The organism is Streptomyces lichenis (assembly GCF_023218175.1).
GTDB lineage: Bacteria > Actinomycetota > Actinomycetes > Streptomycetales > Streptomycetaceae > Streptomyces > Streptomyces lichenis.
Map to the genome: position 1 here is coordinate 74,314 of NZ_JALPTH010000003.1, position 22,184 is coordinate 96,497.

Genomic DNA, 22,184 nt, shown 5'->3' on the forward strand with positions numbered 1-22,184 from the left:
CACACACGAACCACTCGGAGGGGTTTTCACCATATGTGCGGAATCGTCGGTTACATCGGCAAGCGCGACGTGGCTCCGCTGCTGCTGGAAGGCCTGCAGCGGCTGGAGTACCGGGGCTATGACTCGGCGGGCGTGGTCATCACCAGCCCCAAGGCGGCCGGCCTGAAGATGGTCAAGGCCAAGGGCCGGGTCCGCGAGCTGGAGGCCCGCGTCCCCAAGCGCTTCACCGGCACCACCGGCATCGCGCACACCCGCTGGGCCACCCACGGCGCCCCGAGCGACGAGAACGCCCACCCGCACATGTCCGGCGACGAGAAGGTCGCCGTGGTGCACAACGGCATCATCGACAACGCCACCGAGCTGCGCGCCAAGCTGGAGGCGGACGGCACCGTCTTCCTCTCCGAGACCGACACCGAGGTGCTGGTCCACCTGATCGCCCGCTCCGAGGCGGACACCCTGGAGGAGCGGGTCCGCCAGGCGCTGAAGCACGTCGAGGGCACCTACGGCATCGCCGTGCTGCACGCCGACTTCAACGACCGCATCGTGGTGGCCCGCAACGGCTCCCCGGTCGTCCTCGGCATCGGCGAGAAGGAGATGTTCGTCGCCTCCGACGTCGCCGCCCTGGTCGCCCACACCCGCCAGGTGGTCACCCTGGACGACGGCGAGATGGCCACCATCAAGGCCGACGACTTCCGCACGTACACCACCGAGGGCTCGACCACCACGGCGACGCCGACCACCGTGGAGTGGGAGGCCGAGTCGTACGACATGGGCGGCCACGACACGTACATGCACAAGGAGATCTCCGAGCAGCCCGAGGCGGTCGACCGGGTGCTGCGCGGCCGGATCGACGACCGGTTCTCCACCGTGCACCTGGGCGGCCTCAACCTGGACGCCCGCGAGGCCCGCGGCATCCGCCGGGTCAAGATCCTGGGCTGCGGCACCTCGTACCACGCCGGCCAGATCGGCGCCCAGATGATCGAGGAGCTGGCCCGGATCCCCGCCGACGCCGAGCCGGCCTCCGAGTTCCGCTACCGCGACCCGGTGGTCGACCCCGACACCCTCTACGTCGCCGTCTCCCAGTCCGGTGAGACCTACGACGTGCTGGCCGCCGTCCAGGAGCTGAAGCGCAAGGGCGCCCGGGTCCTCGGTGTGGTCAACGTGGTCGGCTCCGCCATCGCCCGGGAGACCGACGGTGGCGTCTACGTGCACGCCGGCCCCGAGGTCTGCGTGGTCTCCACCAAGTGCTTCACCAACACGGTGGTCGCCTTCGGCCTGCTCGCCCTGCACCTGGGCCGGATCCGGGACCTCTCGGTCGCCGACGGCAAGCGGATCATCGAGGGCCTGCGCAAGCTGCCCGCCCAGATCACCGAGATCCTCAAGACCGAGGACGAGATCAAGGCGCTGGCCGAGCAGTACACGGACGCCAAGTCCATGCTGTTCATCGGCCGGGTCCGGGGCTACCCGGTGGCCCGCGAGGCCTCGCTGAAGCTCAAGGAGGTCTCCTACATCCACGCCGAGGCCTACCCGGCCTCCGAGCTGAAGCACGGCCCGCTGGCGCTGATCGAGCCCGCGATGCCGACGGTCGCCATCGTCCCGGACGACGACCTGCTGGAGAAGAACCGCGCCGCCCTGGAGGAGATCAAGGCCCGCAGCGGCAAGATCCTCGCGGTGGCCCACCAAATCCAGGAGAAGGCCGACCACACCATCGTGGTGCCGAAGAACGAGGACGAGCTGGACCCCATCCTGATGGGCATCCCGCTCCAGCTCTTCGCCTACCACACGGCCCTGGCCCTCGGCCGGGACATCGACAAGCCGCGCAACCTGGCGAAGTCCGTCACCGTGGAGTGACCACCCGCCGCACGGCGAAAGGGGCGGCCCCCGGCGCGTATCGCATCTCCGTACGCACCGGGGGCCGCCCCCGTTCCTCTTGATCGCCCTACGGGATGACGACCACCGGGCGCTGGGCGCGGCGGGCCAGCCGCCCGGCGACCGAGCCGAAGATCCGGCCGACGATCCCCTGGGTGGAGCCCACCACGATGGCGTCGGCCGCGTACTCCCGGCCGACCTCCTCCAGCTCGTGGCAGATGTCGCCGCCGCGCTCCACCAGGATCCAGGGCACCTCGCTGAGGTAGTCCGCGCAGGCCAGCTCCAGTCCGAGCACCTCGGTACGGTGGTCGGGAAGGTCCACGAAGACGGGCGGCTCGCAGCCGGCCCACACCGTGGTGGGCAGCCGGTTGGCCACATGGACGATGATCAGTCCGGAGCCGCTGCGCCGGGCCATGCCGATGGCGTAGGCGAGTGCGCGCTCACTGGACATCGAGCCGTCGAAGCCGACCACCACCCCGTACATGAAGGCGGGGTCGCAGGAATGACGTGGCTCGTTCGCCGCCAGGGGGTCGACCGTGGGATCGGCGACCTGCCTGCGGTCCGCGGGTTCGGGGATTTCGTGACCGGCCATCGGTGTCTCGACGAATCAGGTCCTTGTAGGAAGGAACAGGGAACGGGGATCGCTCCGCCGGGTGGCGGCCTCGTGCCGTGGTCCGGGAGTCAGTCCGGGAATCACCCTTCCGTCCGGGATTCACCCGTCCGGTCCGGGAATCGATCTCCCGGTCCGGGGTTCACCCTTCCCGTCCCATACCCCCTAGAGTACGGCGGCACTCCGCCACTGCCCAGTGGCCGCCCCGCGCCCGCCGCCCTGCCGCGGCGGTCACACGGCGTTCCAGGGAGCATGCACGAGCCCGACCCGTATGGCAATGCCGGTTGTGTCGTACAGCGTTCCCGTACGGGAGGGGTGGCCGGCGGTACGCGGGTGGCCCGGCCCCCGGGTGCGTCACGGGCGGCGGTACGCGCCGGCGGCCCGGCCCCGGATGCGTCACGGGCGGCGGTACGCGGGGACGGCCGACCCCGGGGGCGCGTCACGGGCGGCGGTACGCGGGGTGACCGGCCGCGGGGCCGGTCGTTGGCCACGGGGTGCGGGGAGCGGCCCCGTACCGGCGACCGCCCGCCGCCCCTCTCCTCCGCCCCGGGAGCCGCCCGTGCCCGTCCACCCGCAGCGCCCGCCCGCCTCCCCGTCCGCGCCCGGCGCCGAGCCGGGCCCCGTGCGCGCGGCGGGCGAGACGGTCCGCTGGGCGGCGTTCGGCTGCGCGCTGGTGGCGGTGGGTGCCGTGGTCGCGGGTACGTCCCCGGGGGGCGCGGTGGCGGCGGCGCTGTGCCTCGTCGCGGTGACCGGCGCCTGCCGACGGGTGCTGCTGCGCCGCGCGGAGCGGTCCGGCCCCGCCGACAAGGGCTGAGGCCCCGGTAAGCGGAGGCGGTCCCTCCCGCCCGGCCGGGAGTACCGTACGGCTGACGCTTTCGCACACCTGCACCCGTAGGTTTTCAGCCAACTTCCGGCTGACGGTGCCCCCCGGTCCGAACGTCCCGTCAGGGCCCTTCTCACCAGGCAAGACAGGGTCGCGGGGGTTGTTCGCACCCTACGCGGTTGGGCCATGCCCGGACAGCGCACTTCCCTGCGCGGCCCGCGGATGGAACCCTTCGTGATCGAATGCTTCGCGCCAAGTTGCCTTGTCGATATAGCGCCGGATGTGGAACTTGCCCCACCGGCGCTGCGGGAACCAGTAGATTCGATCATGACCAACGCCGACTGGGGACCCGTGCCAAACCGAGGGGAAACGTGCAGGTGCGACAGGACCTAGGAGACGCGAACACCGAGGGGGGCTTAGCGTCATGAGCCAGGACTCCGCCGTGTCGGAGACGGGGCGCAAACTGTCGGGACGGCGCCGTCGCGAGGTCGTCGCGGTGCTGCTGTTCAGTGGCGGCCCCATCTTCGAGAGCTCCATCCCGCTGTCGGTGTTCGGCATCGACCGGCAGGACGCCGGGGTGCCGCGCTACCGGCTGCTCGTCTGTGCCGGTGAGGACGGACCGCTGCGCACCACCGGCGGGCTGGAGCTGAGCGCCCCGTACGGCCTGGAGGCCATCGGGCGGGCCGGGACCGTCGTGGTGCCGGCCTGGCGCTCGATCACCTCGCCGCCGCCCGCCGAGGCGCTGGAGGCGCTGCGCCGGGCGCACGAGGAGGGGGCCAGGATCGTGGGGCTGTGCACCGGGGCGTTCGTCCTGGCCGCGGCCGGTTTACTGGACGGGCGCCCGGCCACCACGCACTGGATGTACGCCCCGACGCTCGCCAAGCGCTACCCGTCGGTCCATGTGGACCCGCGGGAGCTCTTCGTGGACGACGGGGATGTGCTGACCTCCGCGGGGACGGCGGCCGGAATCGATCTGTGCCTGCACATCGTGCGCACCGACCACGGTGCCGAGGCCGCCGGGGCGCTGGCCCGCCGGCTGGTGGTGCCGCCGCGCCGCACCGGTGGCCAGGAGCGCTATCTGGACCGCTCCCTGCCCGAGGAGATCGGCTCCGACCCACTGGCCGAGGTGGTCGCCTGGGCGCTGGAGCACCTCCACGAGCAGTTCGACGTGGAGACCCTGGCCGCCCGCGCGTACATGAGCCGCCGGACCTTCGACCGCCGGTTCCGCTCGCTGACCGGCAGCGCGCCGCTGCAGTGGCTGATCACCCAGCGGGTGCTCCAGGCGCAGCGGCTGCTGGAGACCTCCGACTACTCGGTGGACGAGGTGGCGGGGCGCTGCGGCTTCCGCTCGCCGGTCGCGCTGCGCGGGCACTTCCGCCGCCAGCTCGGCTCCTCGCCCGCCGCCTACCGGGCCGCCTACCGGGCCCGCCGCCCCCAGGGCGACCCGGCGCCCGTGCCGGGGCCGCTGATGGAGGCCGTACTGCCCACCCAGGGCGGCCCTGGGGCACGCCGCCCTGCCCCCGCCGGGGTGGGCTCACCGGCCGGACCCCCGTCCGGCCACGAACCGGACGCCTTCGCCCCGATCCGCGGTGCCGCACTGCCGGGCCCGCGAGGCGCCTCGTAGCACCACCCGTACCGCACCGGCCGCCGCGCACTCCGCGCGGCGGCCGGTTTCGGACAGGCGTCCCGTACGGTCCCCGAAGGGGGGACGCCTCTAAGGTGGGACCCATGAACGACCGCATGGTGTGGATCGACTGCGAGATGACCGGGCTCTCGCTGACGGACGACGCACTCATCGAGGTGGCCGCGCTGGTCACCGACTCGGAACTGAACGTGCTCGGCGAGGGCGTGGACATCGTGATCCGCCCGCCGGACGCGGCCCTGGAGACCATGCCGGACGTGGTGCGCCAGATGCACACCTCCTCCGGCCTCCTCGACGAGCTGGCCGCCGGCACCACGCTGGCCGACGCCGAGGAGCAGGTCCTCTCCTATGTGCGCCAGCATGTGAAGGAGCCCGGCAAGGCGCCGCTGTGCGGCAACTCGGTCTCCACCGACCGCGGCTTCCTGCTGCGGGACATGCCGACCCTGGAGGCCCACCTCCACTACCGGATCGTCGATGTCTCCTCGGTCAAGGAGCTGGCCCGCCGCTGGTACCCGAGGGCGTACTTCAACAGTCCGGAGAAGGCCGGCAACCACCGGGCGCTCGCCGACATCCGCGAGTCCATCGCGGAGCTGCGCTACTACCGCGAGGCCGTCTTCGTGCCGCAGCCCGGCCCGGACTCCGACACCGCCAAGCAGATCGCCGCCCGCCACACCCTCCGCGACGCCTGACCCCCTCCCCACCCCCTACCCCGCACGGCCCCGGCCCCCGCCCCAGGCGTCCCGACCGGGGCCGCGCCCGTTCCCCCGCCCCTTCCCGCCCCCTCCCCGACCCCCGTCTCCGGCTCCCTCCCGGCCCGCTGAAACGTGTGCGCGAGCACCCTCCCGGACCCTGTACACTTTTTCTCGGCCGGTCGGAAAGACCGGTCGTGGTGGGTATAGCTCAGCTGGTAGAGCACCTGGTTGTGGTCCAGGATGTCGCGGGTTCGAGTCCCGTTACTCACCCTAGATGATCAGGCCCTGACCTGCGGAAACGCGGTCAGGGCCTGATCTTTGTCGCGTGGTGGGCAAACCGAGGGCGAACGCGGCCCCGGGTTCGGGCCTGCGGACAGCCGGCATCGCTGCCGGCACCTTCCGTGTTTCTTGATCGTCAAGCTAGCGTGCTGCCGCGCCGGCGCCTCGCCGGCCTTCGGGAGGGAGACCCATGTCCCGCACCATTCGCATGCTCGGCACGAACTCCAAGACCGGCGAGTGCCCCACGCTCTACGAGGACGTGGACACCGGGGAGATCCTGGTGCAGGGCCACACCGTCACCGACCCTGATGTCCTGGCCCAGATGGTCAACCCCCTCAAGGGCGAGTCCCTAGTCGTCGTGGACCGGGACCTCCTCATCAACTTCGCTCCCCGCACGTGACCGTGGTCGACGCCGTCCCGGCGAGTGGCATGCTCGAGTTCTTCGAAAGCGGCTTCCGGCACAGCGCCTGGCGGCTGGAAACCCGCCGTTCGTACACAGCTGACGAGGCGACCGAGGAGTACCAGCAGTTTCTCCGTGGGATCGATCCGCCCAGGGACGTCGACGGACCGTGGTTCGTCAACGCGCGGGAGCGGACGGCGCAGGGTGTGCGGATCGAGCGGGTGCGCCTGGTGGACGAGCCGCCGAGTGACGGACAGCGGTACCTGCTCGCCACCACACCGGACAACCTCGCCGCGGGCGAGGACATCCGGTTCCTGACCCGCACGCGAGCCCAAGGCCTGGAGCTGCCCGACTTCGACTTCTGGCTGTTCGACTCCAGTATCTTGGCCCGCTTCAACTGGACGAACGCCGAACGCCGTCTGGAGATGGACACGGACCCAGCCGCCATCGCTGCGGCCTGCCGGGCGCGCGACCTGGCCTGGCAGCATGCCGTCCCCTATGCGGAGTTCACCGGGTAGCGTCCCGGTGTGACCACCGACTACCAGCAGGCCCGGGTCGCCCTCGGCGTGCGGCTGCGCGAGCTTCGCGCCGAGGCCGGCCTGACCGTCCGGGCCCTGGCCGAGCAGTGCGGGTGGGCGCCATCGAAGGTATCCAAGCTGGAGAACGGCAAGCAGACCGCGACCACCGCAGACCTGGACGCCTGGGCCGCCGGAGTCGGCAACCCGGCCGCCGCCGGGGAGCTGCGCGGGCGGCTGGCCGGCCTGACATCCACTTACCGTTCCTGGCGTCGACAGCTCGCCGGCGGACACCGCGCAGTGCAGGACGCCCTCGGCGCCCAGCACGAGAGGACCAGCGTGTTCCGCGCCTTCGCCGGCAGCGTGGTGCCCGGCGTGTTCCAGACCCCGGAGTACGCGCGCGCGGTGCTGTCCCGCTACGCCGACTTGCACGGGGTGACCCGCGACATAGAGGCCGGTGTCCTGTCCCGGATGCGCCGCCAGGACGGGCTGTACCAGCCGGGCCGCCGCTACCGGGTGCTGATGTGGGAGTCCGCCCTGCATACCCGGATCTGCTCGGCGTCGGTGCTCGCCGACCAACTGGACCGGCTCATGTCCCTGAACGGCCTGTCCTCCGTGGAGCTCGGGGTGATCCCGCTCGCCGCCAGCGTACGGATCGCGGCCGGTGATGATTTCACCATCCACGACGACCGCCTCGTCATCGCCGAGACCTGGCACGCCGAGATGTGGCTCGACTCCACCGAGGACATCACGCTGTACGCCACCGTGTGGGACGCGCTGGCCGCCGACGCTGTTCACGGCCGGGACGCTCACCGGCTCATCGCTCGCGCCCGGACCGCTGCCCTGCCCTCCTGAGCAACACGGCGAAACGAGCATGAGTCCGTGAGAAACAGTCAGAAACACGGCTGAATCCGAGAAACAGACGGCCGTACGGTCGTGGCCCCTGACCACCGCTCACACCACCAGCGGTCCACGAGAGGGAGTGGCCATGTACTCCTGCGCACACTGCCCCGACCCCGGCGCCGACGTCTGCATCCGAATCTCGGCAGCCGTGTCCGGCCCGGACTACGCGGTGTACGCGCACCGCGTCTGCGCCGATGAGCGCGGCGAACCGGTCCTGTACGCGGTCATCGACCCGGCCCCGGCCGGCAACCCGGTGGCGTCCCGGTGAGCGACCCGCTCGGGTCCGACCGGCGCCGCGCCACCTGCCGGACATCGGACCGCACCGCGATCGTGGCCGCGGCCACGGCCGACGACGGCGCCGTGAGCGCCGTGCTCGCGGCGCGGAGGAAGGCCTGAGTTCCCGCCCGGTCCGACTCCTCGGCAGGACCGCGGCCCGGGCGGGATTCCGCACCACCCATCACGAGAGCGAGGTGAGCAGTACGTGACCCTGATGATGACCGATGTTCCGGTCACCAGGCAGCTACCGGTCTGCCAGAGCTGCTGGAGGGAGCCGGCTACGGCCAGGCGGGACAGCAGCGACCTGTGCGGCGAGTGCGCGGCGGGCGGGTGCCCGGCGCGGGTGGACCTCTTCCCGCCGCTGGGAATCTACGGGCTCCCGGCCCGCAAGGTCCCGCCGCTGGGGCCGGTCCGGTGGGGGCCGCTGATGGACGACGGGAAGCACGGCAAGCCCGGCCCGCCGCAGCTGCCGCCGGACCCCGGCCCCCATCCACCGCCGAAGCCCCGGCCGCAGTCCCCGCCCGGCACTCCGCCGGTGTAGGGACGCCCTGACCGCCTTGGGCCCGGCCGCGCCCCCGTCGCCGCCGGGCCCAAGGCACTCGTGGGGTCGGCCGCGACTCGCCGCCCGAGAGCTCAGCGAGCCGCTCTTGCCATCGACCACGGCCACCCGTCGTCGATCCGCGAGACCAGGGCCCCTCAACCGTCCGGGCATCCCTCGTCCGTGAGCGCCGCCGCCCAGTCGCCGGCCCGGACGCGGAGCTGCGGTCGGGTGTCGGGGGCGGGAGTCGGGGGGACGGTGGGGGCGGGCTCGGCGGTGGGGGCGGTGGGGCTGGGGTCAAGGGGGCCGGTGAGGGCGGCGGTGCGGGTGTGGGTGACGGTGCAGACCAGTTGGCGGGCGGCCTCGGGGGTGAGGCGGGGGCGCCGGCGGGGAGGTGGACGGTGTAGCCGTCGCCGCCGAGGGTGGTGCGCGGGGCGGCGGTCAGCCGGGGGAGGCGGGTCACGGCCTCGGACTCGTACGGGGCCGGTCCGTCGAACAGCAGCCGTACGGCGGCCGGTACCGCGTCCACTCCCCAGGGCACCCCGCGCGGGAAGGGGCGCAGCTCGCCGTCGGCGAGGAAGTAGACGGTGGTGTTGGAGGAGGCTCCGGTGGCGGGCTCGCCGACCTCGATGACGCCGGAGGTGGGGACTCCGCAGCCGGCCAGGGGGAGGTGGAGGGTGAAGACGCAGCCGCCGGGGCGGTTGGCCGCGTGGTGCGGCCGCCGTGCAGGGCGGCGTTCTCCAGGGCGATGGCGAGGCCGAGGCCGCTGCTCTCGCTGCGGGTGCGCACGGTGTCGGCCTTGTAGAAGCGCTCGAAGACGAGGGGGAGGTCCTGCTCGGGGATGCCGGGGCCGGAGTCGGCGACCTCGATGACGGCGTGGGGGGATCGGACGGGGTGCAGGCGGGGGGTGCCGGCGGGGCGCCGTGGCGTAGGGCGTTGCCGACCAGGTTGGCGATGACCACGTCCAGGCGGCGCGGGTCCACCCAGGCGCGGATGGTGCCGGGCGGGGGCAGCTCGGTGGTGACCCGGTCGGTCCAGCCCCGGGCGGCGAGGGTGCGGTGCAGGCTCTCGGCGAGGTCGATCTCGTCGGTGACCAGCTCGGCGGCCCCGGCGTCGAAGCGGGAGATCTCCATCAGGTCGTCCACCAGCCGGGCCAGCCGGGCGGTCTCGGAGCTGACGAGGCGCAGCGCGTCCCCGGTCTGGCGCTCCAGCTCGGCCGCGTCGGCGTCGAGTACGTCGGTCACCGCGGACATGGCGGCCAGCGGGGTGCGCATCTCGTGCGAGACGTCCGCCGCGAACCGGTGGGCCCGGGCCTCCATGCCGCGCAGTTCGGCGACGGAGCGTTCGAGGGCGGCGGCCGTCTCGTTGAACGCCTGGGAGAGCCCGGCCAGTTCGTCGGAGCCCTGGACGGCGAGGCGGGTGTCGAGTCGGCCCTCGGCCATCCGCCGGGTCGCCGTGTGCAGGGCGCGCACCGGCCGCAGCACCCCGCGGGCGACCAGCAGCGCCAGCAGCACGGCCAGCCCGAGCGCGGGCAGGGTGGCCCGCTCGATGGCGGTGACCAGGGCCTCCACGTAGAGCTGTTCGCTGCTCTGCGGGACGACCAGGAAGAAGGCCAGCCCGGAGGGCACCCGGCCGGGTGACTCGGCGGTGTAGCTGACGGGGCAGCCCGACGACCAGGGCCGCCTGGCCGTCCTGGCGCACCCGCTGGAAGACGGCGGCCGGTTTGCGGGCCACCGCCCTGGCCACCTCGGCCGGTGGTGCGCGGAAGGCGTCCTGGGGGCCGTGGGAGGCGGTGCGGTCGCGGTAGGTGGCGAGGACGTGCCAGCGCTGGGAGGCGTGCGACCGGGCCAGCCGGGTGACCAGGGCGTCCAGCTCCTCCTGGGCGGGGGCCGGTGAGATGTCCGCGACCAGGTCGTTGACGCTGTCGCGGAACTGAGGTCGGGCACCGCATCGGCCGCGGCCATGAGACCTGCCCCGGCCCGGGCCGTCCCGCTCCCGCTCCCGCTCCCGCTCCCGCTCCCGCTCCCGCGATGATGCAGCAGATCGACGGGCTGAAGGGCTGTGCGGCCAACGCCTGGCCGTATGATGCCGACGGCACCTGCCTGGCCGGCCCGAGCGTCCCCTGAGCCCGCCGCCCCGCCCCCGTCCACCCTTCGAAACAGGGTCGAACCACCCCGAACACCCGTGCCAGAATGCCCGCATGCTGGGTGTCACCGATCTGCCGACCTATCTCGCCGGACTCGTCCTCATCGTCCTCCTCCCGGGCCCGAACTCGCTCTATGTGATCTCGGTGGCCGCCCGCCGGGGCGTGCGCACCGGCTACCGCGCCGCCGCCGGGGTGTGGTGCGGGGACACCGTGCTGATGGTGCTGTCGGCGGCGGGCGTGGCCTCCCTGCTCCAGGCGAACGAGGTGCTGTTCGCCGTCGTCAAGTACGCCGGGGCGGGCTATCTGAGCTGGCTGGCGATCGGGATGCTGCGGGCCGCCTGGTCGATGTGGCGCTCCCGCCGCGAGCAGTCGGCCGAGGAGCTGGTGGCCGCCGGGGAGGGATCCGGCCCGGTGGAGCGCCCCTTCCGCCGCGCCCTGGTGATCAGCCTGCTGAACCCCAAGGCGATCCTCTTCTTCATCGCCTTCTTCGTGCAGTTCGTCGACCCGGCGTACGCGTACCCCGCGCTCTCCTTCACCCTGCTGGGCATCCTCGCCCAGGTGGCGAGCGTGCTGTATCTGACGCTGCTGATCTTCACCGGTACGCATCTGGCCGCCGCCTTCCGCCGCCGCAAGCGCCTCGCGGCGGGCGCCACCACCGGCGCGGGCGTGCTGTTCCTGGGCTTCGCCGCCAAGCTCTCCCTGGCCTGAGGGCCCGGTTTCCGGGGCCTGCGGAGCCGGTGGCCGTCCGCTCAGCCGGAGTCGCGTACCACCAGCTCCGTCGGCAGCACGACATGACGGGAATCGGCACCCCCGCCGGCGATCTGCCGGAGGAGGATACGGGCCATCCGGCGGCCCATCTCCTCGATGGGCTGGCGCACGCTCGTCAGCGCCGGGTCCATCAGCCGGGCCACCGCCGAGTCGTCCACCCCGACCAGGGCCACGTCCTCCGGCACCCGGCGCCCGGCCTCCCGTAGCACCGCCCGCGCCCCGGCCGCCAACAGGTCGGAGGCCGCGAACACCCCGTCCAGGCCGGGGCGGCGCCCCAGCAGCTCCCGCATGGCCCGGCGGCCGCCCTCCTCGGTGAAGTCCGCCTCGGCGACCAGCCGTTCGTCGGCGGGCAGCCCCGCGGCGGCGAGCCCGTCGCGGTAGCCGTCCAGCCGGCACCTGGCCGCGTACATGTCGAGCGGGCCGGTGATCGCGGCGATCCGGCGGCGGCCCCGCCCGGCGAGATGGGCGACGGCCGACCGTCCGGCGCCGGTGTTGTCGCAGTCGACGTACGGCACCCGCTCCTCCGCCGAGCGGCGGCCGTTCAGCACGGCGGGCAGCCCCAGCCGTGCCACCAGCTCCGGCAGCGGGTCGTCGCGGTGGACGGAGACCAGCAGCACTCCGTCCACCCGCTGGGCCGCCAGATACTGCTCGAACCGCTGCCGCTCCCTGCCGGAACGGATCAGGGTGAGCAGCAACTGCATGTCGGCGTCGCCCAGTTCGGCGCTGACCCCGCGGATGATGTCGAGGAAGTACGGCTCCGCGAACAGCCGGGACTCGGTCTCGGGGACCACCAGCGCGACGGCGCCGGTCCTGGCCCCCGCCAGGGCGCGGGCGGCCCGGTCGGGGACATAGCCGAGCTCGGCGATGGCCCGCCCGACCGCCTCCCTGGCCCGGTCGCTGACCCGGGGCGAGCCGTTGACCACCCGCGAGACGGTGCCGCGCCCCACCCCCGCCCGGGCCGCGACCTCCTCCAGCGTGGGTCTGCCGGTCCGCCGCCCGCTCGCCGCCATGACTGCCCCTTGAGGATCGCGCCCGCTCCACCCGTCGCCCCGCCCTGCGAGCGTACGTCCTCCTCCCGCACACTTCTTCGGCAACGGGGGCAGCGGGGCGCCCCGGCTCGGGTGGGGGGGGAAGACCCGGGCCGGGGCGCGTGTGGGGGGATGCGGATGGCTCAGCGGTAGGCGGCGAAGGCCCTGGTGAAGGCGAACGGCTGCTGGAAGATGGAGGAGCAGGTGGCGTCGGCCCGGTTCACCGCGCCGTCCGGGCACTGCTTGTCCCGGGTGCCGGACCACATCGACAGCCAGGCCAGCCCCTTCTCCTTGGCGAAGGCGACCAGCTCGGTGGCGTCCTCGGTGCGGAACACCTCGGATACGACATCGTTCACGCCGATCATCGGGGTCACCGCGACCGTCTTCCAGGCCTGCGCCTCGGAGAGCCCGAGCACCCCCTTGAGCTGTGCCTGGGTGGCGGTCGCGGCCTGGATCGCGTACTGCCCCATGTCCGCGCTGTACGCCGGGCCGTAGTCCATCGCCATGATGTTGACGGCGCCGATGCGCACCCCGTTCTTCTTCGCGTCGGCGAGCAGGTCGACACCGGGCTGGGTGAGGCCCTCCGGCATGACCGGCAGGGTGAAGGAGACGTCCAGACCGGGGTAGGACTGCTGGAGCCTGGCGATGGCCTGGGCGCGGCGGGTGTTGGCCGCCCGGTCGGGCAGGGCCGCGCCCTCGACGTCGAAGTCGACCTTGGTCAGCTTGTACTGGTCGACGACCTTGCCGTAGGCGGCGGCCAGCTGGTCGGCGGTGGCGCAGTTGAGGGCGAGCTCATGGCCGGCCGCGCCGCCGAAGGAGACCCGGACGTCCCCGCCCTTGGCGCGCAGGGCGCCGATCTGGGCGGCCACCCGGTCGTCGGCGAGCCCGGTGACCCCGCCCCAGAGCGGGGCGCAGGAGCCGCCGGAGGTGATGAAGGCCAGGGTGAAGTCCTGCACGCCGGTCTTGGCGGCGGTGTCCAGCAGGTCGTACGCGGGGTACAGCGAGGTGTCCACATACGGGGCGAACCGGCCCCCTCCCGTACCGCCGCCCGGCACGGGGGTGGACGCACTCGGTGTCGGAGTGGGCGTCGGCGTCGAGGGGGTGGGGGTGGGGACGGTGGTGGGGCGGCCGCTCGGTACGGGGGTGGGGGGCGCGTCGGCGGAGCAGGCGGCCCCGTCGATCCGGCAGCCGGTGGGGTCGCCTGCCTTGCCCTCGGCGGTGGTGGTGAAGCCGACGGTGACGGTGGCGCCCGGCTTCAGCCGCTTGTTCCAGCTCTCGGGCCGTACGGTGATGTGCTGCCCGTCCACCGTGTGCTCGCCGTTCCACAGCGAGCCGATCCGGGTGCCGGCCGGCAGGTCGAACTCCAGCTTCCAGCCGTCCCGGTCCGCTCCGGTCTCGTTGCTGACCGTGTACTGGCCGGTGTAACCACCGCTCCAGCCGCTGGACTTGGTGTACGCGGCGCCGACGCCGGCGGCCTGCGCGGTGGACCCGAAGGCGACCGCCGCGCCTCCGGCCACGGCCACCGCCACCAGGGCGCCGACCGCCTTGTTCCTGCCGCTCATCCTGCGCCGGTGCGAGACCGTGCTGCTGCCCATGGGGTGACCTGCCTTGTGTGGTGCGCTTCCGTTGACGGCCCGGGGTGGGGGGGCGTCCCGGGCCGTGGCAGCAAGCTAGCGCGCCCGAATCGGACAATCGACGTCATCCGGGCGGCGGTTGGGGATCTTAGGGCGGGCTTAAGGAAGCCATCGGGACCGGTTAAGCCGGCCGGCGGAAGCGAGACCGGGAGCGGGTCAGCCGACTCAGCAGGAGCGCGGCCGGAGGCGAGACCGGGAACAGGTCCAGCCGACTCAGTGGGGGCGAGGCCGGGAGCGGGTCAGCCGGCCGGCTCAGCGGAAGCGGGTCAGTCGGGAGATCACAGACGTACGGGCGGCGGACCGGCCCTTGCCGCGTCGGCGGCCCTCGTCGCGGGCGGCGGCCGAGGCGCGCCCGTCCAGGCCGATCCAGATGCGCACCTCGGTGCCACCGAGCACCGAGCGCCCGATCCGCACATCGCCCCCGGTGGACTCGGCGACCCGGCGCACGATGTCCAGGCCGAGCCCGGTGGAGCCGTCCCGCTCCCCGCTGTTGCCGCGCTCCAGGGCGGCGGCCGGGTCGGCGATGCCCGGCCCGGCGTCCGACACCAGCACGATCACCGCGTCCTCGCCGTTGTGCAGGTCCACCGAGAAGGCGGTGCCCTCGGGGGTGTGCCGGAAGACGTTGCCGAGCAACGCGTCGAGCGCGGCGGCCAGTTCGGGGCGGGCCACCGGGATGCGTACCGGCCGGTCGGTGCCGGCCAGCCGTACCGTACGGCCCTCGTCCTCGGCCAGCGCCGACCAGAACGCCATCCGCTCCCGTACCACCTCCGAGGCGTCGCAGCCGGCGCCCGGGCCGGCCGCCTGGGTCTGCGGCTTGGCCTCCCGGGCGGTGCGGATGATGGTGTCCACCTCCCGCTCCAGCTGGGCGACGGCGGCCCGGGTCTGCTCGGCCGCCGGGCCCTCGCCGAGCGAGGCCGTGTTGAGCCGGAGCACGGTCAGCGGGGTGCGCAGCCGGTGCGAGAGGTCGGCGGCCAGCTCGCGCTCGTTGGCGAGCAGCCGCACCACCTGGTCGGCCATGGAGTTGAACGCGATGGCGGCGGAGCGCAGTTCGGGCGGACCGTCCTCCGGTACCCGGGCGCCGAGCCGGCCCTCGCCGAGGTCGTGGGCGGCCCGGGCCAGCCGCTGGGCGGGGCGGACCATGCGGACGCCGAGCCGGTCGGCGACCGCGACCGAGCCGACGACCAGGGCGGCGCCGACCCCGGCCAGCACCAGCCAGGCGGTGGCCACCCCGTTGGTGACCTCGGCCTCGGGCACGTACAGCTCGACCACGGCGACCTGTCCGGTGCCCAGCGCGGTGGGCTGGAGCAGCACCGAGCCCCCGGGCACGGCGGCGATGGCGGCCCGCCCATAGGCCCGGGTGGTGCGCAGATCCTTCTCGGCGGCCCGGCGCGTCCCGATCTCGATCGGCCGGCCACCGGTCTGGTCCGAGGCCGGGATGTGCACGGCGAGCCGCCCGGCCGCCCCGTCCTCGGTGGAGGCCACGGCCCGGTCCAGCTCCCGGCGGTCGCTGGTGATGGCGAGCGCGGGGCCGAGGGCGGCGGCCCGCCGTTCGGCGTTGGAGAACGCCCGGTCGCGGGCCATCTCCTTGACCACCAGTCCCAGCGGTACGGCGAAGGCGGCGACGACCATCACGGTGACCGCGAGCGCCACCCGGACCAGGGCCCATCTCACCGCGGCGGCTCCAGCTTCACGCCGACCCCGCGCAGGGTGTGCAGATAGCGCGGGCGGGCCGCGGTCTCGCCCAGCTTGCGGCGCAGCCAGGACAGATGGACGTCGATGGTCTGGTCGTCGCCGTAGGACTGCTGCCAGACCTCGGCGAGCAGTTCCCGGCGCGGGACGACCACCCCGGGGCGGTCGGCGAGGAAGGCCAGCAGGTCGAACTCGCGGCGGGTCAGGTCGAGTCGTACGCCGTCCAGTTCGGCCTGGCGGCGCAGCGGGTCCACGGTGAGCCCGCCGACGGTGACCACCCGGCTCGGCGGAGGCGCGGCGGCCCCGGCGCGGGCGCGGCGCAGCACGGCGGCCATCCGGGCGGAGAGGTGCTCCACCGAGAACGGCTTGGTGAGGTAGTCGTCGGCGCCGTCGTTGAGGAGGCGCACGATCTCGGTCTCGTCGTCCCGGGCGGTGGCGATGATCACAGGGACGTCGGTGATGGAGCGGAGCATCTTCAGCGCCTCGGCGCCGTCCAGATCGGGCAGTCCCAGATCGAGGATGACCACGTCGAAGCGGTGGTGGGCGACCTCGCGCAGCGCCTCCAGGGCCGTGCCGACGCTCCGCACGGTGTGCGAGGCGTCGGTCAGGTGCCGGATGAGGGCGGAGCGCACGAACTGGTCGTCCTCGACCACGAGCACACTTGCCATGGGCGGCACCGTACGCCATCCGGGGGAACCCGATGGACCGGAGCTGACGGTGCGGCGGCCGGTCCGGGTGGTGCACTATGGCCCGGATGCGCAGAGGACTGGTACACGCCGCGGCCTGGTCGCTCGCCACCGGCGCGGCGGTCACGCTGTCGTGGTGGGGGGTGCACACGGTGCTGGCCGGCACGGTGTACGACCCGCCGCGGGCCGTGCCGATCACCGCCGAGCGCCCGGTGGCGGCGGCTTCCTCCGGCCGCGAGCCGCACACCTCCTCCACCCACCGCCCCCGCCCGTCCGCCTCCCCCTCCCCGACCCCGTCCCGACCCTCCCGCACCCCCTCACCGTCCTCGGCGTCCGATTCCTCCGACCGCTCCGAGGACCCTCCCTCCACCCCGCCCCCCTCGGCCGCCCCGTCGTCCCCCGCACCCTCCCCGTCCGCGAACACCGGCTCGGTGCGCGGCTATCCGGTGGAGGGCGGCCGGGTGGTGTTCGACATCGGCGCCTCCTCGGCCGAGTTGGTGTCGGCGACCCCGGCGGCCGGCTGGCAGATGCAGGTGTGGAAACAGCCGACCTACATCCGGGTGACCTTCAGCGCCGACGGCCGGGAGACGGACGTCTTCTGCACCTGGCACGACCAGGCTCCCCGAGTCCAGATCGAACAGCGCTGACCGTCCCCGAGCCTCACTTCACATCGTCGAAGGCGTCCGGCGGCGGAGCCGGTGAGTCCACGGCCTGAGCATCGGCAACGGGCTTCGCCCCGCCGGCGAAGTCGATCAGCTCCCGCCCGGCGAGCACCCGCCCCGGGTGCGGGTCGCTCGCCACCCGCCGGGTCAGCTCGGCCACCGGCAGTGCGGTGGCGGACGCGACCAGGATCGCGTTGCCGAACCGCCGCCCGCGCAGCACGGCCGGGTCGGCGGCCAGCGCCAGTTGCGGGAAGAGCGCCGCCGCGGTGCCGATCTGGCCGCGCAGAAAGGCCAGCGGCGGCCCGTCGGTGAGGTTCGCCGCATAGATCCCGTCCACCCCGAGCGCCCGGCGCGCCTCGCCCAGGAACTCCGTACTGGTCAGATGCGCCGGGGTGCGCGCCCCGCTGAAGACATCGGCGATCACCAGGTCCGCCCACCCGTCGGGCACCTTGGCCAGCCCTTCCCGCGCGTCCACGGCCCGGACCCGGATCCGGGCGCCCGGGTCGAGCGGCAGTTCCCGGCGGACGAACGCCACCAGGGCGGCGTCCACTTCCACCACCTGCTGGGTGGAGCGGGGCCGGCCCCCGGCCACGTAACGGGCCAGCGTGAACGCCCCGCCGCCGAGGTGCACCACCTTCAGCGGCCGCCCCGGCGGTCCGGCCAGGTCGGCGACATGGCCGAGCCTGCGCTGGTACGGGAAGCCCAGCCAGGCCGGGTCGTCCAGGTCCACCTGCGACTGGGGCGCCCCGCCCACCAGCAGCGTCCAGCCGCGCGGCCGGTCCGGGTCGGGCAGCAACTCCGCGAGGCCCCCGCCCACGACCTCCGAAGCGGCCTCCGCCGCCGCACCCCGCTCCCGCCGTCTGCTTCTCGCCATCCGGCCATTATCGGACGCGCGGATGCCCGGTACGGAATGTGGGGAACGGGCCGGCCGGCCTCAGCCGCGCGAGGCGAGGAAGGCGCGGTACCAGTCGAGGGTGGCGTCCAGGGTGTCCTCCAGGGCGAAGGGCTTGACGCCGAAGGCGTCCTGGAACGCGGTGGAGTCCATCACCTGGGCCTCGGTGTGCTGGTAGAACAGCTCGGCGTAGGCGTCCATGAACACCTGGTCGAAGGGCCCGAAGGGGCGGGGCTCGGTCTTGACCGAGATGTCCAGCGGCCGTCCGACCCGCTCCTCGATCAGCCGGAACACCTCCCGGGTGGTACGGGCCGGGGCGGTCGGCAGATGCCAGACCCGGCCGTCGCCCTCGGGGTGCTCGCCCAGGGTGGCCAGACCGGCGGCGACCGCCCGGATGTCGGTGTAGCTGTGGGGCAGGTCGATGTCGCCGAGCCCGATCACCTCGGTGCCGGTCAGTGCGCCGGGGAAGACCGCGCCACCCAGGGTGGAGTTGAGGACGCCGGGCCCGACGAAGTCCGCCGAGCGGCCGAGCGCGACCCGGACGCGCCCCTCGCGGTGGGCGGCCAGGTACTTCTCGTCCAGCGCGGCCCGCATCCGGCCCTTGGCGCCGGTCGCCCGCCAGGGGGTGTCCTCGGTCATGACCTCCCCGCCGGTCGGTCCGTACGGGTAGACGGTGTCGAGCACCACCAGCCGCGCCCCCTCCGCCTCCGCCGCCGCGAGGACGGCGTCCTGGATGCCGGGCATCGCCTCGACCTGGAGGTGGTAGGCGACGTTGACGCAGTGGTAGACCACGGCGGCGCCCGCTATGGCGGCACGCGCGCCCTCGGCGGAGCCGACGTCACCCGGGTGGAAGACCACGCCCTCGGGGGTCCCCGCCACCGGCGCCGAGCGGGCCACCAGCCGGACCGCGTGACCCCGGCGGGCCAGCTCCCCGGCGAGGGTCGAACCGGCCGGTCCCGCTCCGAGGACGACATGGGTTTCACGTGCGGTGCCGGCCATCATCAGGCTCCTTGAGTCGGCGGGTCACCAGGACCCGGTTATCGCTGCTCTGTTTCGTTAGATACTATAACTCTCGCAAGAGGCACCCGCAAGAGTGACTTGCCCTCGGCCGCGCGACCGGCAACACGACGAGCCCCCTGGCACCGTCGAACGATCGACGTCTCCAGGGGGCTCGGAAGGAGGACGAAAGCCCGGCGGCTAACGGCAGTTGTCGGCGGCCTCGATCAGCCGGGCCGCCTCACCGAGGGCCTGGCGGAGCATCACCGGGTCGGTCACCGGGCCGGTGTCACCGGGCGGCAGCAGCCAGTCGGAGCCGGGCAGCACCTCGGGGGCGGCGACCATCTCGGCGCCCGACCCGACGGGGCAGCCCCCGGCCAGGCCGGGGATGCGCAGCCCGCGCCCCGAGGTGTCGGTACACGCACTCCCCGGGACATCCCAGCGGGCGGCGGTGCCGGGCGGCACCAGGAAGCCGAGGGTGGCGCAGGCGTCGTCGTGGAGGACCGGGCCGACGGCGGGGGTGCCGCCGCGCCGCAGGATGTCCACGGCCTCCAGGCCCTGGCGGGCCGGCACGGTCACCAGGTCGCAGGGGACCTCCTCCGGCAGGCCGCTCCGCCCCGGCCGCTCGGGGCCGGGCGGCGGCACGGTGACACTCCGCCAGGGGCTGCCGTCCGGGATGGCGCCGTACGGATCCATGGGGTGCGGGCCTGCCTGCATGCCGACCTCCGACAAGGGAATCCCCTCCAGCTTCGAGTCCCCGTGCGAAGACACAGTGCGTCTCTCCACCGGTTCAACGCCGCACCGCGTCAACGGCTACGGCGCCAGGCCGCCGCAAAGGATGGCAGAACATGGCGGATCGTGGGTGAGATATCCGGTTTGTAGCCAAACTGTGGGTGCGCACCCCGTCATAGAGGGTACGTTCGGCGCGGCCGGCCGGGAACAGCCGCCCCCGCACCCGCGAGGGCGCCCGCTCCCGGCAGTCGCAGGACCCGCAGTAGACGCAGGACCCGGCAGTCACCGCACGAGAGGGCTCGACCATGGCGTCCTCGGCACCAGTCCCCCCACCCGTCCCGACAGTCCCCAACCTCGCCTTCCGGCAGCTGCGCGGAGCCCGCTCCCCCGGCGAGTTCGCCGCCGCGGTGCGCCGTGCCGGCCGGGAGATCGGCGAGCAGGTCGCGTGCGACGCCCGCTATGTCGGGCGGGTGGAGTCGGGCGAGATCCGCTGCCCGAACTACGCCTACGAGCGGGTCTTCTTGCATATGTTCCCCGGCCTCACCCTGCGGGATCTGGGCTTCACCGCGCGGGAGCAGGTACGCGGCCGGGGCGCGCGCGGTGCGCCCGCGGGCCCCCGGACCGCCCCGCCGGAGCCCCAGGCACCCGTCCGGAACGATGAGGAGAGCGACGTGCTGCGTCGCGCATTCATGGGTGGCACCGCCGCGGTCGCCGCCACGCTCGGTCTCGGCGCGCCCTCCCCCGCGCTCGCCGCCACCATCCCCGCGCCGCGTGCCGGCGGCAGGTTCGGTGAGACCGAGGTCAGAGCCGTCGAGGAGGCGGTCCGCCGGATCCGGCTGCTGGACGACCGGCACGGGGCGGACCGGCTCTACCGGGAGGCCGCCGAACCGCTGCGCACCGCCTACGCGCTGCTCGACTCCGGCACCGCCGCCCGCCAGTCCACCAGCGACCGGATGCACTCCGGCGCGGGCGAGCTGGCCCTGTCGGTGGGCTGGCTGGCCCATGACTCGGGCCGCCAGGAGGACGCCCGCTCGCACTACGCGGAGGCACTGGCCACCGCACGGGTCGCCGGGGACGCGGGACTGGAGGCGCACGCCTTCTCCAACACCTCCTTCCTCGCCCGGGACGCCGGCCGGCACCGCGAGGCGGTCCGGGCCGCCCAGGCCGGGCAGCGGGCCGCCCGCCAACTGGCCTCACCCCGGCTGTCGGCCCTGCTGACCCTGCGCGAGGCCGGCGGCTGGGCCGGGCTCGGCGACCGCACGGCCTGCGAGCAGGCCCTCGGCCGGGCGCACACCCTGTTCGGCCGCGGCCCGTGCGACGCCGACCCGGAGTGGATGTCCTTCTTCGGCGAGCCGGAGCTGGAGTCCCTGGAGGCCCGCTGCTGGTCGGCCCTGGGCGACTGGCCCCGCGCCAGCCGCCACGCCCGGCGCGCCACTGCTCTCCAAAGCCCGCACTTCACCCGGAACCTGGCCCTCTACCGCGCCCAGCTCGCCGTGGACCTCGCCCACGGCGGAGCCCCCGACGAGGCCGCGGCCGCCGCCGAGCACGCCATGGACCTGCTGGCCGAGGTCCGCTCCAGCCGCATCGACGCCCTGCTGGACCACACCGCCCGCCTGCTGTCCGCCCGAGCCCCCGCCACCCCGTCCGTCCGCTCCTTCCTGGAACGGCGCGCGTCCCTCGCCGTCTGAGCGCCGCTCTTACAAGGCGGCTGTCAGGCCTCCAGGTGGCCGGTGTCGTTCCAGCGCTCGATGGCGGGGGCGTCGTAGGCCCAGCCGAGGGCGGAGAGGCTGGTGGGGTCGAGGCGGATGCGGGCGGCGAAGGAGATGTGCTCGCCCAGCCAGCGGGCCGCGATGGAGCGCAGGATGTGGCCGTGGGCGAAGACCAGGGCGTCGCGGTCGGCGGAGCGGGCCCAGGCCACGACCTCGTCGGCCCGGTCGGAGAGCTGGGCCAGGGTCTCGCCCTCGGGGACGCCGTCGCGCCAGATGAACCAGTCGGGGTCGTCCGCCTTGATCTCGGCGGGGGTCTTGCCCTCGTAGGCGCCGTAGTCCCACTCCATCAGCGCGTCCCAGGCCTCGGCGCGGCCGCCGAACCCGGCCAGCTCGCAGGTCTCGGCGGCGCGGGCGAGCGGGCTGGTGCGGATCTCGTAGCCCTCCAGGCCGTCCCAGGGGGAGCGGTGCAGCCGCTCGCCGAGCAGCTTGGCCCCGCGGCGGCCCTCCTCCAGGAGCGGTATGTCCGTCCTGCCGGTGTGCCGGCCGGACAGCGACCATTCCGTCTGGCCGTGCCGGGCGAGCAGGATGCGCGGTGCCATGAGGGGCTCTCCTGAAGTTCGGTGGTGCGGCTCGTGTGCCGACTGGGGAAGGGGCCGTCTTTCCATCATCACGCACGGGGGTGGGAGGGGGCGCGC

Annotated in this window: 22 protein-coding genes, 1 tRNA gene and 2 pseudogenes; 15 read left to right on the plus strand and 10 right to left on the minus strand. The window is 73.8% G+C overall.

All coding sequences use genetic code 11. The annotated features are described in order from the left end of the window. The first annotated feature begins 33 nt into the window (after positions 1-33). Positions 34-1,851: a glutamine--fructose-6-phosphate transaminase (isomerizing) gene (glmS, locus tag M1O15_RS03930; protein ID WP_248631759.1), complete on the plus strand. Its 1,818-nt coding sequence runs from the start codon at positions 34-36 to the stop codon at positions 1,849-1,851. Between the two features lie 88 nt (positions 1,852-1,939). Here glmS and M1O15_RS03935 read toward each other — a convergent pair whose 3' ends face one another. Further along, positions 1,940-2,461, minus strand: coding sequence for a universal stress protein (locus M1O15_RS03935; protein ID WP_248631760.1), 522 nt, complete (start codon positions 2,459-2,461; stop codon positions 1,940-1,942). Between the two features lie 577 nt (positions 2,462-3,038). Here M1O15_RS03935 and M1O15_RS03940 point away from each other — a divergent pair. From M1O15_RS03940 to M1O15_RS03980, 10 genes are all read left to right on the plus strand, one after another. Continuing rightward, positions 3,039-3,293, plus strand: a complete 255-nt coding sequence (locus M1O15_RS03940) for a hypothetical protein (RefSeq protein ID WP_248631761.1) — start codon at positions 3,039-3,041, stop codon at positions 3,291-3,293. A 433-nt stretch (positions 3,294-3,726) separates the two neighbouring features. Further along, positions 3,727-4,926, plus strand: a complete 1,200-nt coding sequence (locus M1O15_RS03945) for a helix-turn-helix domain-containing protein (RefSeq protein ID WP_248631762.1) — start codon at positions 3,727-3,729, stop codon at positions 4,924-4,926. A 104-nt stretch (positions 4,927-5,030) separates the two neighbouring features. After that, entirely contained in the window at positions 5,031-5,633 is a 603-nt protein-coding gene (orn, locus tag M1O15_RS03950; protein ID WP_248631763.1) for an oligoribonuclease, read from the plus strand. Between the two features lie 200 nt (positions 5,634-5,833). After that, a tRNA-His gene (locus M1O15_RS03955) sits at positions 5,834-5,906 on the plus strand. A gap of 199 nt (positions 5,907-6,105) precedes the next feature. Next, entirely contained in the window at positions 6,106-6,315 is a 210-nt protein-coding gene (locus tag M1O15_RS03960) for a hypothetical protein (RefSeq protein ID WP_248631764.1), read from the plus strand. Then, positions 6,312-6,833, plus strand: a complete 522-nt coding sequence (locus tag M1O15_RS03965; protein ID WP_248631765.1) for a DUF6879 family protein — start codon at positions 6,312-6,314, stop codon at positions 6,831-6,833. Before M1O15_RS03960 ends, M1O15_RS03965 begins: the two co-directional genes overlap by 4 nt. Positions 6,834-6,842: 9 nt before the next feature. Then, positions 6,843-7,685, plus strand: coding sequence for a helix-turn-helix domain-containing protein (locus M1O15_RS03970; RefSeq protein ID WP_248631766.1), 843 nt, complete (start codon positions 6,843-6,845; stop codon positions 7,683-7,685). Positions 7,686-7,818: 133 nt separating this feature from the next. Next, positions 7,819-8,001, plus strand: a complete 183-nt coding sequence (locus tag M1O15_RS03975; protein WP_248631767.1) for a hypothetical protein — start codon at positions 7,819-7,821, stop codon at positions 7,999-8,001. Next, on the plus strand, positions 7,998-8,129 hold the full coding sequence (locus tag M1O15_RS31325) for a hypothetical protein (RefSeq protein WP_282576264.1): 132 nt from the start codon (positions 7,998-8,000) through the stop codon (positions 8,127-8,129). Before M1O15_RS03975 ends, M1O15_RS31325 begins: the two co-directional genes overlap by 4 nt. Before the next feature lie 94 nt (positions 8,130-8,223). Beyond that, positions 8,224-8,550 (plus strand): hypothetical protein, encoded by a 327-nt coding sequence (locus M1O15_RS03980; RefSeq protein ID WP_248631986.1) that lies wholly within the window; start codon positions 8,224-8,226, stop codon positions 8,548-8,550. 658 nt (positions 8,551-9,208) lie between these two features. On the opposite strand, the pseudogene M1O15_RS31785 reads toward M1O15_RS03980, so the two are convergent. Continuing rightward, positions 9,209-10,482 (minus strand): annotated as a pseudogene (locus M1O15_RS31785) (sensor histidine kinase); the annotation flags it as partial. Between M1O15_RS31785 and M1O15_RS03990 the strand changes: the two are divergent. Together M1O15_RS03990 and leuE are read left to right on the plus strand one after the other, a co-directional pair. Then, a pseudogene (locus tag M1O15_RS03990) lies at positions 10,482-10,673 on the plus strand (hypothetical protein); the annotation flags it as partial. The pseudogenes M1O15_RS31785 and M1O15_RS03990 overlap by 1 nt on opposite strands. Before the next feature lie 74 nt (positions 10,674-10,747). Next, a complete protein-coding gene (gene leuE, locus M1O15_RS03995; RefSeq protein ID WP_248631768.1) occupies positions 10,748-11,401 on the plus strand; it encodes a leucine efflux protein LeuE in 654 nt (217 codons plus the stop codon). Between the two features lie 41 nt (positions 11,402-11,442). Here leuE and M1O15_RS04000 read toward each other — a convergent pair whose 3' ends face one another. The 4 genes from M1O15_RS04000 to M1O15_RS04015 form a co-directional block, all read right to left on the minus strand. Beyond that, positions 11,443-12,471 carry a LacI family DNA-binding transcriptional regulator gene (locus M1O15_RS04000; RefSeq protein WP_248631769.1) on the minus strand — a complete coding sequence of 343 codons (1,029 nt, stop codon included), beginning with the start codon at positions 12,469-12,471 and terminating at the stop codon, positions 11,443-11,445. Positions 12,472-12,632: 161 nt separating this feature from the next. Further along, positions 12,633-14,084 (minus strand): glycoside hydrolase family 18 protein, encoded by a 1,452-nt coding sequence (locus M1O15_RS04005; RefSeq protein WP_248631770.1) that lies wholly within the window; start codon positions 14,082-14,084, stop codon positions 12,633-12,635. A 291-nt stretch (positions 14,085-14,375) separates the two neighbouring features. Then, a complete protein-coding gene (locus tag M1O15_RS04010; protein ID WP_248631771.1) occupies positions 14,376-15,794 on the minus strand; it encodes a sensor histidine kinase in 1,419 nt (472 codons plus the stop codon). Continuing rightward, positions 15,791-16,480, minus strand: coding sequence for a response regulator transcription factor (locus M1O15_RS04015; protein WP_248631772.1), 690 nt, complete (start codon positions 16,478-16,480; stop codon positions 15,791-15,793). The genes M1O15_RS04010 and M1O15_RS04015 overlap by 4 nt, the downstream gene beginning before the upstream one ends. A gap of 77 nt (positions 16,481-16,557) precedes the next feature. On the opposite strand from M1O15_RS04015, the gene M1O15_RS04020 reads away from it, so the two are divergent. Next, positions 16,558-17,145 carry a hypothetical protein gene (locus M1O15_RS04020; RefSeq protein WP_248631773.1) on the plus strand — a complete coding sequence of 196 codons (588 nt, stop codon included), beginning with the start codon at positions 16,558-16,560 and terminating at the stop codon, positions 17,143-17,145. A gap of 13 nt (positions 17,146-17,158) precedes the next feature. Here M1O15_RS04020 and M1O15_RS04025 read toward each other — a convergent pair whose 3' ends face one another. The 3 genes from M1O15_RS04025 to M1O15_RS04035 all read right to left on the minus strand — a co-directional run bounded on the left by M1O15_RS04025 (position 17,159) and on the right by M1O15_RS04035 (position 19,765). Continuing rightward, entirely contained in the window at positions 17,159-18,034 is an 876-nt protein-coding gene (locus tag M1O15_RS04025; protein ID WP_248631774.1) for a spermidine synthase, read from the minus strand. A 60-nt stretch (positions 18,035-18,094) separates the two neighbouring features. Next, positions 18,095-19,051: an NAD-dependent epimerase/dehydratase family protein gene (locus tag M1O15_RS04030; RefSeq protein ID WP_248631775.1), complete on the minus strand. Its 957-nt coding sequence runs from the start codon at positions 19,049-19,051 to the stop codon at positions 18,095-18,097. 198 nt (positions 19,052-19,249) lie between these two features. Continuing rightward, complete coding sequence (locus tag M1O15_RS04035) at positions 19,250-19,765, minus strand: hypothetical protein (RefSeq protein ID WP_248631776.1); 516 nt, start codon at positions 19,763-19,765, stop codon at positions 19,250-19,252. 320 nt (positions 19,766-20,085) lie between these two features. Here M1O15_RS04035 and M1O15_RS04040 point away from each other — a divergent pair, with 320 nt between their 5' ends. Then, the gene (locus M1O15_RS04040; RefSeq protein ID WP_248631777.1) at positions 20,086-21,468 is read left to right on the plus strand and encodes an NsdA family TPR-like regulatory protein; all 1,383 of its coding nucleotides are present in this window, start codon (positions 20,086-20,088) and stop codon (positions 21,466-21,468) included. 23 nt (positions 21,469-21,491) lie between these two features. Here the strand turns inward: M1O15_RS04040 and M1O15_RS04045 are convergent, their stop codons facing one another. Next, positions 21,492-22,088, minus strand: a complete 597-nt coding sequence (locus tag M1O15_RS04045) for a histidine phosphatase family protein (RefSeq protein WP_248631778.1) — start codon at positions 22,086-22,088, stop codon at positions 21,492-21,494. Between the last annotated feature and the right edge of the window lie 96 nt (positions 22,089-22,184).